Genomic DNA, 13,077 nt, shown 5'->3' with positions numbered 1-13,077 from the left:
GACATGCGGGAATGCGGCGCCCCGTAGATTTTTCGCGCCGTGCGCGGCGGGTCGCAATCGACGGCCTGCCGCCCCAGAAGACCCGGCGACGCCGGATGAGTCGCGGGGCTTTGCTTTTGCTGGCAATCACGCTTTCCGCATCCGCGATAGGTGGTGAGCCGGCCACTCTGCCGACGAGCCGCACCGACCTGACGCCGAAGGATCAGGCGCGGGTTCTGGCCGTCACCAGGCCAACGACCGACTTCACCAGGCCGGAGCCCTTCGAACTGATGCAGGGCGGCGCCGGCACGTCGGAGAAGGACGTCAACCGCGACGTCTTCTCGCAGTCTTCCGCCAACCTCACCTTCGAGGAAGAGGGCAATTTCAAGCTCGGCAATGCGCTCTTCCGAAAGAACTGGGTGTCGTCACCGTCGTCGACCCAGGCTTCGGACGGGCTCGGCCCCCTGTTCAACGAGCGCGCCTGCCAGAATTGCCATCTGAAGGATGGCCGCGGGCGGCCGCCGGAAGGCGATGCCGGTTCGACGTCGATGTTCCTGCGGCTCGCGCGCGACGCGAGCAGCGCAGAGGAAAAAGCAGCAGTTGCCGACCACGAGCTGCTGAACTTTCCTGACCCGGTCTATGGCGCGCAATTGCAGGATCTGGCGGTTCCTGGCCTCAAGGGTGAAGGTCGCATGCGCGTCGTCTACACTAAGGAAAATGTGACGCTCGGCGACGGCACCGTCGTTGCGCTGCGCAAGCCGCGCTATTCCGTCGAAAATCTTGGCTATGGCCCACTCGACCCGCGCACCACGCTTTCGCCGCGCCTGACGCCGCCGATGATCGGGCTCGGCTTGATCGAGCAGATCTCGGCCGCCGATATCCTCGCCCATGCCGATCCGGACGATCGGGACGGGGGCGGCATCTCCGGCCGGCCGAACATCGTGCGCGACGCGCTGAGCGGTAAGGTGACCTTGGGCCGCTTCGGCTGGAAGGCGCAGACCGCCTCGATCCGCCAGCAGGCGGCCGACGCTTTTGCCGGCGACATCGGCATCTCCACGCCGGAAATGCCAAAGCCTTGGGGCGATTGCACGGGGGCGCAGAAGGATTGCCTGGCCATGCCGAACGGTGTCCAGCAGCGTCTGGGCACGGCCGAGGCGCCGCCGCCGGTGATGGATCTCGTCACCTTCTACTCGCAGAACCTGGCCGTTCCGGCGCGGCGCGATGTCGATAAGCCGGAAGTGCTTGCGGGCAAGAAGCAGTTTTATGAGATGGGTTGCATTTCCTGCCACACGCCGAAATTCGTCACCATGCGCGGCACGCCCAACAAGGCGCAGGCTTTTCAACTGATCTGGCCATATTCCGATTTCCTGCTGCACGACATGGGCGAGGGCCTCGCCGACGGGCAACGGGTGGGCGAAGCAAGCGGCAGCGAATGGCGTACCCCGCCGCTCTGGGGCATCGGGCTCACCGCGACCGTCAACGGCAATGCTTTTTACCTGCATGACGGCCGCGCCCGCACGCTTGCCGAGGCGATCCTGTGGCATGGCGGCGAGGGCCAGAAGGCCCGCGACCGATTTGCCGGTGCCGCTGCGGCCGATCGTGACGCGCTGATCAAATTCCTGGAGTCCCTCTGATGTCAAAACGCGTCGCTCTGAGGTCGAAACGCCTGGCCCTTGTTCTTCCGCTCCTTCTGGCCGCTGTGCTGCCCGCATCGGCGGCGGTCAAGGCTTCCGATGTCATTGGCCGTGCGATCGATGGCTTCGTTCGCCCGGCCTATGGCAGTCTTGACGCGCATGCGGTGGGGCTGACCAACGCGATGCACCAGCTTTGCGAAGCGCCCTCCAAGGAGCATCTCGAAGCGGCGCGCTCGGCGTTTTCCGGCACCGTCGAGGCCTGGTCGGTGGCTGAGATCATTGCGTTTGGGCCGATCAAGGAAAACAACCGGCTGGAGCGCATGCTCTATTGGCCGGACCGCAAGAGCATCGGCCTGAGACAAGTGCAGTCGACACTGGCTGCGAAGGATCCCTCAGCCACCGATCCGGCGCAACTGGCGCAAAAGAGCGTCGCCATGCAGGGCCTTGGCGCGCTCGAATACGTGCTCTATGGCGACGGCGCCGAAACGCTTGCAGAGAAAGATGATCCCTATCGCTGCGCATATGGCGCCGCGGTCGCCGGCAACATCGAGACGATGGCGGGTGAGGTGCGCGAAGCCTGGCAAAAGCCCGACGGCTTCGCGTCGCTCTGGGCCAATCCCGGCCCGAAGAACCCGCTCTACCGCGACGGCAACGACGCGGTGGCGGAACTGGTCGGCGTCTTCATCAACGAGCTGGACATGATCCGCAACGTGCGGCTCAAGGGCTTTCTCGGCGCAAAGGCCGATGCCGATAAGCCGAAGCAGGCGATCTACTGGCGTTCGCAGAACACGACGGTTTCTCTAGCTGGGAACATGTCCGGCATCGACCAGTTGTTCGAGGCTTCGAAGCTCGGCGACGCGCTGCCAGCCGATGCGCGATGGATGGCCGAGTCCATCCACATCCAGCTCAGCAACGGCGTGACAACCGTGAAATCGATCGCCGGCCCGATCGACAAGGCCCTCTCCGATTCCGCGCTGCGTGACAAGCTCGAACACTTCGCGCTGATCACCTCCAGTCTGTCGACCCTGATCGGCACCAGGATGACCGCCGAGTTCGGTTTGACCGCCGGCTTCTCGTCGCTGGATGGGGATTGATCGATGGCGTGGACAGGTACGCCCCTCATCGATCGCCGCGACTTCCTGCGCGCCGCCGGCGCGAGCTTTGCCGCCGCGATGGCGCCGCGAGCCTGGGCCGACACCCTCGCCGCGGATGCGGTGTTTGCCACGGCTTTCGTCAAGCGCGACGGCAGTTTTGGCGCCGCCGTGCTCTCCGAGGCGGGAAAGATCCTGCACAGCATCGATCTGCCGGATCGCGGCCATGACGTCACCTTCGATCCGGTGTCGAAACGCTCGGTCGTTTTTGCCCGCCAGCCCGGCACCTTCGCTGTCGTCTTCGACCATGCCGGCCGCGACAAGCCGCTCACCATTGCCAGCATCACCGGCCGGCATTTCTTCGGCCATGGCGTGTTTTCGCCCGACGGCGCCTTGCTCTATGCGACGGAGAACGACTTCGACAACGCCGCCGGCGTCGTCGGTGTCTACGATGTGAAGGCAAAGTTCAGCCGCATCGGTGAGTTCCCCACCTACGGCATGGGGCCGCACGAGCTGCTCCTGCTCGGCGATGGCCGAACGCTGGCTATCGCCAATGGCGGCATCGAAACCCATCCCGACTATGGTCGCGCCGAGCTCAACATCGCGACGATGAAGCCGTCCTACACGCTGGTGGACCGCGTGACCGGCGACCTGATCGAAAAGCACGAATTGCCGCCGGCGCTGCATCAGCTTTCGATCCGTCACATGGATCGCGACCAGGCGGGCACCGTCTGGTTCGGCTGCCAATATCGCGGGCCGGCGAACGACCGGCCGGCGCTGGTTGGCCGCGCCGCGCGCGGCAAGGAACTCGAGCTCCTGGAGATGCCGCAGGACGTGCTCTCCGGCTTTCGCAACTATATCGGCTCGGTCGCTGCCAATGCCGCGACGGGCACGGTCGCCGTCACCTCGCCGGAGGGCAATTCGCTGGCCGTCATCGATACCGCCGGCGGCCGCGTGGTTGCGACCAGATCGCTGGTGGAGGTCTGCGGCCTGGCACCCGACGGCGCCGGCTTCATGGCGACGACCGGCGCCGGCGAAATCGTCGGCCGCGCCGGCGACACCCGTTCGGAGCCGGATTATGTCTGGGACAACCACATGCTGCGCATTGTCGCGACGGCGTGATCGCCGCGCGTAGATGCAAAGCCGCTTAACATTTCTCTGCCTTGGCCCTTGCGGTGATCGCCTATGCCGGGCAGAGGGAATTGTGTTTCGATCCAGTTCGTTAACCGGCCTATGAAGCTGCCCGCATGACGCTGCTTGCCATCGATTGCGCCGCCAATCTCTGCGCCGCCTGCGTCTATGACGCGGACGCGGCTGCGGAGCTTGGCCGTGAGGTGCGCAATCTCGGCAAGGGGCATGCCGAGCATCTGATGGCCGTCATCGAGACCGCGCTGCAAGCCGGCGGCGTCGGCTACCCTGACGTCGACGCCATCGCCGTCTCGATCGGACCCGGTTCTTTCACCGGCCTGCGCGTCGGCGTCTCGACGGCGCGCGGCCTGGCGCTCGCTCTAAAGATTCCAGCCATCGGCGTGGCGACGCTGGAAGCCCTGGCCGCCGAGGGGGCGTATGCCTTTCCCGAGCGCGCGGTGCTTGCCGCGCTCGACGCCGGTCGCGAGGAAATCCACGCGGCGCTCTATGATAGAGCGTTAGTCGAGACTTACGGACCATCCGTAGCCACGCTTGCCGAGGCAGTGACCATGGCCATCAACGCCGACGCGATCCTTGTCGGAACCGCCGCGCCGCAGATTGCCCAGGCGGCGGGTCGTGCCTTTGACATCGGTCCTGTTGCCGCCACCGCCGACATCGCGACCTATGCCAGGCTGGCCTCGGCCAAGCAGCCGGGCGAAAAGCCGAAGCCGCTCTACCTGCGCGGCGCCGACGCCAAGCCGCAGGCGGGCTTCATTCTGCCAAGACAAGATCCAGGGGAGAAAAATCCCTGATGCGCATCCCGTTCTTTCAGCCGCGCCGCAGGGACTATGCGCTGGAACCGCTGACGGTCGCCGACAGCCCCGCCGTTTCAGTGCTGCATCGGGAAGATTTCGTCCGGCCCTGGACCGATGGCGAGTTCGCCGCCCTCCTCGAGCAGGACACGGTGTTCGGCTATGCGGCGCGTGAGACCGGCCAAGGCTCCAAGCCGCCGGCCGGCTTCGTGCTGGCGCGGCTCGCGGCCGGGGAGGGCGAAATCCTGACCGTGGCCGTCGCGCGTGCGCATCGCCGCCAGGGTCTGGGCTGGCAATTGATGGACGCGGTGCTGCGCGAACTGCATGCGCAGCGCGCCGAAGCGCTCTTCCTCGAGGTCGACGAGACCAATGCGCCGGCGATCGGGCTTTACCGCAGGCTTGGCTTCCGACAGGTAGGCCACCGGCCGAACTATTATCGCTCGACCGAGCACGGTCCGACCGGCGCGCTTGTCATGCGCCGCGATCTTCGCTAGCGACAGTCGCGCATGACCCCGAAAATCGGCTCCGATTTTCGCAAAGGATCATGCGCCAGGTGGGTGTTACAGCGTCCTTTGCGCGCCCTAAGGCGCGCGGCGCTGTAATGTTGGGGCCGGAGCGAATGATCAAGAAATTACGGGTTTTCCTGGCGCTCTTCTATGTCGTCGTCTGTTCCCTGGTGCTGGTGCCGCTGCAGATACTGTCGATGAAGACGGGGCTGTGGCCTGAAACCTTCATCCTGAAAATCTGGCACAGCATGATCCTGCAAGCGCTGGGCATGCGCGTGCATGTGAAAGGCGCGCTCGCCAAGGACCGCCCTCTGCTGGTGGCGGCCAACCACATTTCGTGGACCGACATCATGGTGCTCGGCTCCTTCGTCGATGTGAAGTTCATCGCCAGGGCCGACATGGAAGGCTGGCCGCTGATCGGCATGCTGTCCAAGCTGCAGCGCACCGTCTTCATCGAGCGCGAGCGCAAGCGCACCTCCGGTGACCAGGCGAGCGAGATCGCCAAAAGGATGGCAAAAGGCGATGCCATGGTGCTGTTCGCCGAAGGCTCGACCGGCGACGGCAACCTCGTGCTGCCGTTCAAGAGCACGCTGTTCGGCGCCGCCTCCATGGCGATTTCGGAAGGCGCGGCAGAACAGGTCTTTATCCAGCCCGTGGCGATCGCCTATACGCGCCTGCACGGCATGCCGATGGGACGCCGCCATCGGCCGCTTACCGCCTGGATCGGCGACCAGGATCTGATGCCGCATCTCAACGGTCTGCTTGCCGAAGGCGCGATCGATGCCGAGGTGCATTTCGGCCAGCCGGTGCCGTTCTCCAAGGGCTCGAACCGCAAGGAAACGGCAAGGCTGATGGAAGCCAAGGTGCGCGAGATGATGCAGGCCATCCTCGCCGACCCGGCCAAGAGCCGGTGAAGCCGGGCCGCACGACGCGCCACAAGGCAGAATCGTCTGTTTTTTGTCACGGAAAGGCGCTAGAAGCCGCCCGATGGAATTGAACACGATTGAAAGCCACGACATCGGCGCTGCCGCCGAGCACTCGGCCAGCGCCGACCGGACGGTGAAAAAGGTCTTCGTCAAGACCTATGGCTGCCAGATGAACGTCTATGATTCCCAGCGCATGACCGATGCGCTGGCCGCGGACGGCTATGTCGCCACCGACGCCGTCGAGGACGCCGATCTGGTGCTGCTCAACACCTGCCATATCCGCGAGAAGGCGGCGGAAAAGGTCTATTCCGAGCTTGGCCGCATCCGCGACATGAAGGCTGAACGCGCCGAGGCCGGCCGCGAGCTCTTGATCGGCGTCGCCGGCTGCGTGGCGCAGGCCGAGGGTGCCGAGATCATCAGGCGTTCGCCCGCCGTTGACCTCGTTATCGGCCCGCAAACCTATCACCGGCTCCCCAATGTTCTGGCGCGCGTTCGCGGCGGCGAAAAGATCGTCGAGACCGAATACGCCATCGAGGACAAATTCGAGCATTTGCCGCAGCCGAAGCGCGCGGAACTTGCAAAACGCGGCGTCACCGCCTTCCTGACGGTGCAGGAAGGTTGCGACAAATTCTGCACCTTCTGCGTGGTGCCTTACACGCGCGGCTCCGAAGTTTCGCGCCCGGTAGCGCAGATCCTCGCCGAGGCCGAGCGCCTCGCCGAAGCCGGCGTGCGCGAGGTGACGCTGCTTGGCCAGAACGTCAACGCCTGGCATGGCGTGGGCGCAAACGGTGAGGAATGGGGCCTCGGCCGCCTGCTGTTCCGGCTTGCGGAAATCCCTGGCCTGGCGCGGCTGCGCTACACCACCAGCCATCCGCGCGACATGGACGACGAATTGATTGCCGCGCATCGTGACCTGCCCGCCTTGATGCCCTATCTGCATCTGCCGGTGCAGTCGGGCTCCGACCGGATTTTGAAGGCTATGAACCGCAGGCACACGGCACGCGACTATTTGGCGCTCATCGAGCGTATCCGCGCAGCCCGTCCCGACATCGCCATGTCGGGCGACTTCATCGTCGGCTTTCCCGGTGAGACGGATGAGGATTTCGAGGCGACGCTGAAATTGGTGCGCGAGGTGAACTATGCCTCAGCCTTTACCTTCAAATATTCTCCACGTCCCGGCACGCCGGGCGCCGAGATGGACGGCCATCTTTCCGAAACCGTGAAGGACGAGCGGCTGCAGCGCCTGCAGGCGCTTATCAACGAGCAGCAGCAGCATTTCATCGCGAGCCGAGTCGGCCGAACCGTCAGCACCCTGATCGAGAAGCCAGGTCGCCGCCCCGGCCAGGTTGTCGGCCGCTCGCCATGGCTGAACCCGGTGATTGTTGACGACAAGGCCGGTGGAATCGGTGACATTATCGACGTACGAATCACGAAGACAGGCCCAAACAGCCTGTTCGCCGAGTTGGTCTGATGCATGTCGCTAGAAATGTGCCCGCGGTTTTGGGACAACGACATGCATAGCCACAAGCCTCGGCAGATGAGGAGAGACGGTTGAGCGCTGCTGAACTGAAGAATCCGCCCCAGAACCAGGCGTCCGGGGCTTCCGACATGGCGCACATCGTACTGACCTTCGACAACAACAAGCTTGCCAGCGCCCTTTACGGTCAGTTCGACGAGAATTTGGCCCGGCTCGAGCAGAAGCTTGGCGTCGACATCCGCTCGCGCGGCAACCAACTGACGATCAAGGGCTCGGCGGCGGCCGCCGAACAGGCGCGCCGCGCGCTGGATACGCTCTACGGCATCCTGCAGAAGGGCGTCGATATCGGCCAGTCGGATGTCGACGGCGCCGTGCGCATGGCGATTGCCGCCGACGACCAGCTGACGCTGCCGACGATGGAGCGCAAGGGCAAGGTCTCGGCCGCCCAGATCGCGACGCGCAAGAAGACGATCTATGCCCGCTCGCTCAATCAGGACGCCTATATGCGGGCGCTGGAGCGCTCCGAAATGGTGTTCGGTATCGGGCCGGCCGGCACCGGCAAGACCTATCTGGCGGTGGCGCATGCCGCGATGCTGTTGGAGCGCGGCATGGTCGAGCGCATCATCCTGTCGCGCCCGGCTGTCGAGGCCGGCGAGCGGCTGGGCTTCCTGCCTGGCGACATGAAGGAAAAGGTCGATCCCTATCTGCGGCCGCTTTACGACGCGCTCTACGACATGATGCCGGCCGACAAGGTCGAGCGGGCGATCGCGGCCGAGGTGATCGAGATCGCGCCGCTGGCATTCATGCGCGGCCGCACTCTGGCGCATGCGGCGGTGATCCTCGACGAGGCGCAAAACACCACGCCGATGCAGATGAAGATGTTCCTGACGCGTCTGGGCGAGAATTCGCGCATGATCGTCACCGGCGATCCGACCCAGATCGACCTGCCGCCCAACACCAAGTCCGGGCTGGTCGAAGCGCTGCGCATCCTCGACGGCGTTCCGGGCATCGTCACTGTCCGCTTCAACGAGGGTGACGTCGTGCGCCATCCGCTGGTCGCCGAGATCGTCAAGGCCTATGACCGCGACGGCAAGTTGGCGCGAGGCCTCGGCGCCGAAAGCTAGAGCATGATCCCGAAAAGTGTGCGCGGTTTTCGGGAAAGATCATGCTCAAAACGAAGATAGCCCCTATGGCTCAAAACCCGGAATCTTGCGGCGAAGCGCTGGTCGATATCGATGTTTTCGTCGAGGCCGGCGTCTGGCCCGCGGAAGCCGAGTTGACGCGGCTCGTCGATCGCGCCGTTGCTGCCGCTTTTGCCCAGACGGGCACGAGCGGCGCTTCCGAACTCAGCATAGTTTTTTCCGACGATGCCCATATCCAGGCGCTCAACGCCGAATGGCGCGGCAAGGACAAGCCAACCAACGTCTTGTCTTTCCCGGCCTTTTCCTTCCCGAAGGGCGGCCCGCTGCCGCCGATGCTGGGCGACATCGTGCTGGCTTCCGAGACCGTGGCGCGCGAGGCCGCACTGGAAGACAAGCCGATTGTGAACCATATCACCCATCTCGTCATCCATGGCCTGCTACATCTGCTGGGCCATGATCACGAGACCGACGCCGAGGCCGAGGAGATGGAAGCGATGGAGCGCGCGGCGCTTGCGAGACTTGCCATTCCCGATCCCTACGCGTAACAAAAAAGCTCAATTGACCCGATGGCGATGAACGACACACCAGAAACTGCCGCCCGTCCGGACGCCGGCAGTGCTGCCAAGCCTTCCGAGAAGACGGAAGAGGGCTCCAGTCCGAGTATTGCGACCGGCAGCGCGGCCGCCGAGCCGACGCATGCCGGTCCTTCCCTCTTCGATCGCGTGCTAGGCCTGTTCCGGCACCGCAACGGCACCAGCCTGCGCGAGGAAATAGCCGGCGCGCTCGCCGAAACGGCGACCGATGCGGAATCCTTCTCGCCCGGCGAACGCGCCATGCTCAACAACATCCTGCGCCTGCGCGAAGTGCGGGTAGAGGACGTCATGGTGCCGCGCGCCGATATCGAGGCGGTCGAGATCAACACCACGCTGGGCGACCTTCTTGGCCTCTTCGAGCAGTCCGGCCATTCGCGCATGCCGGTCTATTCCGAGACGCTCGACGACCCGCGCGGCATGGTCCACATCCGCGACGTGCTCGCCCACATCACCAAGGTCGCCCGCGTCAAGAAGGGCCGCGCCAGAGCGAAGGCGCCCGTGGCGACGGCGCTCGACCTCGCGCAGGTGGATCTTGCGCGCACCATCGGCGATCTCAATCTGATCCGCGAGGTGCTGTTCGTGCCGCCTTCTATGCTGGCCTCCGACCTGATGGGCCGCATGCAGACGACGCGCACGCAGATGGCGCTGGTCATCGACGAATATGGCGGCACCGATGGCCTCGCTTCGTTGGAAGACATCGTTGAGATGGTGGTCGGCGACATCGAGGACGAGCATGACGACGACGAGCCGATGATCACTCAGATCGGCGAGGGCGTCTTTGTCGTCGACGGCAAGGCCGAGATCGACGAGGTCGCCAAGATGATCGGCGAGGATTTCACCGCCGGCGAGCATGGGGAATATGTCGACACCATCGGCGGCATGATCTTCAACACGCTTGGCCGCGTTCCCGCCCGTGGCGAGGTCGTGCAGGCCATCCCCGGCTTCGAGTTCCATGTACTCGACGCCGATCCGCGCCGCGTCAAGCGCGTTCGCATCGTGCAGAGCCCGAAGGGCGAGCGCCAGCGCCGCCGCGCCGCCCGCGCCGAACAGGCCTGATATTGTCGCCAGCGCCGGTCGACGATCCGTTCAAGCACGCGGTCCTCGGTTCAGGCGTCTTCTATCGCGATCCGCGCGCGGCGCTGGCCTGGCTAAAGGCCGCCTTCGGCTTCGAGCCGAGCATGCTGGTAAGCGACGCCGATGGCCGGCTTGTCCATGCCGAAATGCGTTTTGGCGACGGCTATATCATCGTCGATTCCGAGTGGGCCGACCATGTCGCCAGCCCCGCCTCGGTCGGCGGCAAGAACACGCAAGCCGTCTACATCCGTCTGCAGCAAGACCTCGACGCGCATTGCGAACAGGCACGCAAGGGGGTGCGGAAATTCTGGAAGAACCGACGGACCATTTCTACGGCGAACGCCAATATCGCGCCCGCGATTCCGAAGGCCATATCTGGACATTCACCCGGACCGTGCGCGTCGTGCCGAAGGACGAGGCCGAGCGACTGAGCGGCCTGCGGATCGAGGGCTGGCACAGATAGCGCTACCCTTGTATCAGGCCGCGCTCATCTGGGTTTGGATCGTGCGGCGCGGCCTGTTAAACCTCTGACTCCCTGATTCGCGCGACTTGGGAAGCTGGATGCAGCGCTTTGCCGGCCGGATAATTCTGCTGTGGGGGTGGCGGCGGGCGCTGGTGGCGTTTGCCGCCGGAGCGCTGGCGGTGCTTGCCCAGGCGCCTTACGATTTCTTCGCCGTCTGCTTCGTTTCGTTCCCGGTCCTGGTCTGGTTGCTCGACGGCGCCACCGGCGAAGCTTCCGATGGCTGGTTCAGGCGGTTGAGGCCGGCTTTCGCCACCGGCTGGTGGTTCGGTTTCGGCTATTTCCTTGCCGGCCTCTGGTGGATCGGCCAGGCATTGCTGGTCGAGGCCGACAACTTCGCCTGGGCCTTGCCATTCGCCGTTGTCGGCATCCCATTCGCGCTCGCCTTCTTCTATGGCTTTGCCGCCGTCGTGGCGCGCCTGTTCTGGAGCAGCGACATCGGCCGCATCGCGGCCCTTGCCTTCGGGTTCAGCCTTGCTGAATGGCTGCGCGATTTCCTCTTCACCGGCTTTCCCTGGAATGCTGTCGGCTACGCGGCGATGCCGGTGCCGCTCCTGATGCAGAGCGTGTCGGTGACCGGCATGATCGGCATGAACGCGCTCGCGGTCTTCGTGTTTTCGCTGCCTGCGCTGGTCGCGGCGCGCCGGCATCTGAGGCTGGGTGTTGCGCTGTTCGTCATCCTCGTCACCGCCCATGTCGGCTTCGGCTATGTCAGGCTCGCCGCCCCGGTCAAACCGACCCGCTCGATCGATGTCCGCATCGTCCAGCCCGCGGTCGATCTCAGCGAAAAATGGGACGCCTCGGTGCGCGACCGCATCTTCGCAACCTTGCTGGGGATATCGGGGAAAGCGCCGGAAGAGGGGCACGCCAAGCCGCAGCTCATCCTGTGGCCGGAAACATCGGTGCCGTTCCTGTTCACAGAGCGTCCGGACGCGCTGACGGCGCTGGGCGACATGCTGGCCGACGGCCAGATGCTGATTGCCGGTATCGTGCGCGAGGAGGGCGGGTCGGCCAATGCCGGCAGCCGCTATTACAATTCCGTGGTGGCGATCGACGACAAGGGCGAGATCGTCGATGCCGTCGACAAAGTGCATCTTGTGCCCTTCGGCGAGTATCTGCCTTTCGCCGACCTGTTCGAACGCTTCGGCATAGGCCAACTCGTCGCCGGACCGATGAATTTCGCCGCCGGCAACGAGCGGCATCCGATCGGCGTGCCGGGTGGCCTGCGCGCCGCTCCGTTCATCTGCTACGAGGTAATCTTTCCTGATCTCGTGGCTGGCGACGCGGCGTCATCTGACGTCATTGTGAATGTCACCAACGACGCCTGGTTCGGCGACACGCCGGGCCCTTATCAGCACTTCAGACAGGCCCAGGTCCGCGCGGTCGAAAATGGCTTGCCGCTGTTGCGCGCGGCCAACAATGGCATCTCCGCCGTGGTCGATTCGCGCGGGCGCATCGTCGATGCGTTAGCCGTCGACGCGCGCGGCGCAATCGACGCGCATGTGCCGGTCTCTGGGCGCGCCCTGCTGTCTCCTGAACAGCGGCGAATTAACGGATTGCTGATCATGTTGGTGTTTGCGCTGGCGGCCCTCACATTGAATGTAAGGCAGCGGCTACGGGTGAATTGACAGTCGGCACATTAGAAACTCATACTGTAACGCCTAAAATTTTCTCGAAGTCGGTTGGAGGGTTCTGTTGGGGCAGGTGGCTCCGGCTTCATTTGGGCGGAACAAAATAGAAAAAGCCGGAAAAATTCGGCGAGGAAAAAATGACAGAAGAGAACAAGAAGAAGCCGAATCCGATCGACATCCATGTCGGGAGTCGCATTCGGCTGCGTCGCAATATGCTTGGAATGAGCCAGGAAAAGCTGGGTGAAAATCTCGGCATCACGTTTCAGCAGATCCAGAAGTACGAGAAGGGCACGAACAGGGTTGGCGCCAGTCGTCTTCAGGCGATCGCCTCCATCCTGAGCGTTCCCGTCGCCTTCTTCTTCGAGGATGCGCCGGGCGAGGAGACCGTCGGCGGCAATCGGGGATTTGCCGAAGACTCCTCGATGGCGTTCGCCATCGAATTCTGCGGCAGTCCCGAAGGGCTTCAGCTTAACCGGGCCTTCGTCAAGATCGGCGACGTCAAGGTACGCCGCAGGATCATAGATCTGGTGAAGGCGCTGTCCGCCGAAGACGCCGAATGATTTT

General features: G+C 64.2%; 13 protein-coding genes. All 13 read left to right on the top strand.

The window, feature by feature from the left end; all coding sequences use genetic code 11:
• Positions 1-11 precede the first annotated feature (11 nt).
• The 13 genes from EN869_RS21150 (at position 12) to EN869_RS21090 (ending at position 13,073) form a co-directional block, all read left to right on the top strand.
• Positions 12-1,613, top strand: coding sequence for a di-heme oxidoredictase family protein (locus tag EN869_RS21150; RefSeq protein ID WP_127227651.1), 1,602 nt, complete (start codon positions 12-14; stop codon positions 1,611-1,613).
• Positions 1,613-2,707 (top strand): imelysin family protein, encoded by a 1,095-nt coding sequence (locus EN869_RS21145; RefSeq protein ID WP_127227650.1) that lies wholly within the window; start codon positions 1,613-1,615, stop codon positions 2,705-2,707. The genes EN869_RS21150 and EN869_RS21145 overlap by 1 nt, the downstream gene beginning before the upstream one ends.
• 3 nt (positions 2,708-2,710) lie before the next feature.
• Positions 2,711-3,826, top strand: a complete 1,116-nt coding sequence (locus EN869_RS21140; protein WP_127227649.1) for a DUF1513 domain-containing protein — start codon at positions 2,711-2,713, stop codon at positions 3,824-3,826.
• Between the two features lie 125 nt (positions 3,827-3,951).
• Positions 3,952-4,644 carry a tRNA (adenosine(37)-N6)-threonylcarbamoyltransferase complex dimerization subunit type 1 TsaB gene (gene tsaB, locus EN869_RS21135; protein WP_127227648.1) on the top strand — a complete coding sequence of 231 codons (693 nt, stop codon included), beginning with the start codon at positions 3,952-3,954 and terminating at the stop codon, positions 4,642-4,644.
• Positions 4,644-5,138, top strand: coding sequence for an N-acetyltransferase (locus EN869_RS21130; protein ID WP_127227647.1), 495 nt, complete (start codon positions 4,644-4,646; stop codon positions 5,136-5,138). The genes tsaB and EN869_RS21130 overlap by 1 nt, the downstream gene beginning before the upstream one ends.
• Positions 5,139-5,263: 125 nt before the next feature.
• Positions 5,264-6,064, top strand: coding sequence for a lysophospholipid acyltransferase family protein (locus EN869_RS21125; protein WP_127227646.1), 801 nt, complete (start codon positions 5,264-5,266; stop codon positions 6,062-6,064).
• Positions 6,065-6,137: 73 nt separating this feature from the next.
• Positions 6,138-7,547, top strand: a complete 1,410-nt coding sequence (miaB, locus tag EN869_RS21120) for a tRNA (N6-isopentenyl adenosine(37)-C2)-methylthiotransferase MiaB (protein ID WP_127227645.1) — start codon at positions 6,138-6,140, stop codon at positions 7,545-7,547.
• A gap of 137 nt (positions 7,548-7,684) precedes the next feature.
• The gene (locus tag EN869_RS21115) at positions 7,685-8,677 is read left to right on the top strand and encodes a PhoH family protein (protein ID WP_245489469.1); all 993 of its coding nucleotides are present in this window, start codon (positions 7,685-7,687) and stop codon (positions 8,675-8,677) included.
• A gap of 65 nt (positions 8,678-8,742) precedes the next feature.
• On the top strand, positions 8,743-9,240 hold the full coding sequence (gene ybeY / locus EN869_RS21110; protein WP_127227844.1) for an rRNA maturation RNase YbeY: 498 nt from the start codon (positions 8,743-8,745) through the stop codon (positions 9,238-9,240).
• A 27-nt stretch (positions 9,241-9,267) separates the two neighbouring features.
• The gene (locus tag EN869_RS21105) at positions 9,268-10,344 is read left to right on the top strand and encodes a hemolysin family protein (protein ID WP_127227643.1); all 1,077 of its coding nucleotides are present in this window, start codon (positions 9,268-9,270) and stop codon (positions 10,342-10,344) included.
• Between the two features lie 2 nt (positions 10,345-10,346).
• The gene (locus tag EN869_RS21100; protein WP_348630830.1) at positions 10,347-10,793 is read left to right on the top strand and encodes a hypothetical protein; all 447 of its coding nucleotides are present in this window, start codon (positions 10,347-10,349) and stop codon (positions 10,791-10,793) included.
• Between the two features lie 130 nt (positions 10,794-10,923).
• Positions 10,924-12,510 carry an apolipoprotein N-acyltransferase gene (gene lnt, locus EN869_RS21095; RefSeq protein WP_127227642.1) on the top strand — a complete coding sequence of 529 codons (1,587 nt, stop codon included), beginning with the start codon at positions 10,924-10,926 and terminating at the stop codon, positions 12,508-12,510.
• A gap of 140 nt (positions 12,511-12,650) precedes the next feature.
• The gene (locus EN869_RS21090) at positions 12,651-13,073 is read left to right on the top strand and encodes a helix-turn-helix transcriptional regulator (RefSeq protein ID WP_127227641.1); all 423 of its coding nucleotides are present in this window, start codon (positions 12,651-12,653) and stop codon (positions 13,071-13,073) included.
• Positions 13,074-13,077: the final 4 nt, after the last annotated feature.

Origin of the sequence: Mesorhizobium sp. M2D.F.Ca.ET.226.01.1.1, assembly GCF_004022705.2 — a bacterium.
In the GTDB taxonomy this organism is placed as follows: domain Bacteria; phylum Pseudomonadota; class Alphaproteobacteria; order Rhizobiales; family Rhizobiaceae; genus Mesorhizobium.
Note: the sequence above shows the minus strand (reverse complement) of the source record. Positions and strands in the feature narration are given on the sequence as shown.

Excerpts from the sequence above, each read along its gene's own strand:
- EN869_RS21090 (WP_127227641.1), top strand. The coding sequence starts at position 12,651 with ATGACAGAAGAGAACAAGAAGAAGCCGAATCCGATCGACATCCATGTC.
- EN869_RS21115 (WP_245489469.1), top strand. The coding sequence starts at position 7,685 with ATGGCGCACATCGTACTGACCTTCGACAACAACAAGCTTGCCAGCGCC.
- miaB (WP_127227645.1), top strand. The coding sequence starts at position 6,138 with ATGGAATTGAACACGATTGAAAGCCACGACATCGGCGCTGCCGCCGAG.
- EN869_RS21145 (WP_127227650.1), top strand. The coding sequence starts at position 1,613 with ATGTCAAAACGCGTCGCTCTGAGGTCGAAACGCCTGGCCCTTGTTCTT.
- EN869_RS21125 (WP_127227646.1), top strand. The coding sequence starts at position 5,264 with ATGATCAAGAAATTACGGGTTTTCCTGGCGCTCTTCTATGTCGTCGTC.
- EN869_RS21150 (WP_127227651.1), top strand. The coding sequence starts at position 12 with ATGCGGCGCCCCGTAGATTTTTCGCGCCGTGCGCGGCGGGTCGCAATC.
- ybeY (WP_127227844.1), top strand. The coding sequence starts at position 8,743 with ATGGCTCAAAACCCGGAATCTTGCGGCGAAGCGCTGGTCGATATCGAT.
- tsaB (WP_127227648.1), top strand. The coding sequence starts at position 3,952 with ATGACGCTGCTTGCCATCGATTGCGCCGCCAATCTCTGCGCCGCCTGC.
- lnt (WP_127227642.1), top strand. The coding sequence starts at position 10,924 with ATGCAGCGCTTTGCCGGCCGGATAATTCTGCTGTGGGGGTGGCGGCGG.
- EN869_RS21105 (WP_127227643.1), top strand. The coding sequence starts at position 9,268 with ATGAACGACACACCAGAAACTGCCGCCCGTCCGGACGCCGGCAGTGCT.
- EN869_RS21140 (WP_127227649.1), top strand. The coding sequence starts at position 2,711 with ATGGCGTGGACAGGTACGCCCCTCATCGATCGCCGCGACTTCCTGCGC.
- EN869_RS21130 (WP_127227647.1), top strand. The coding sequence starts at position 4,644 with ATGCGCATCCCGTTCTTTCAGCCGCGCCGCAGGGACTATGCGCTGGAA.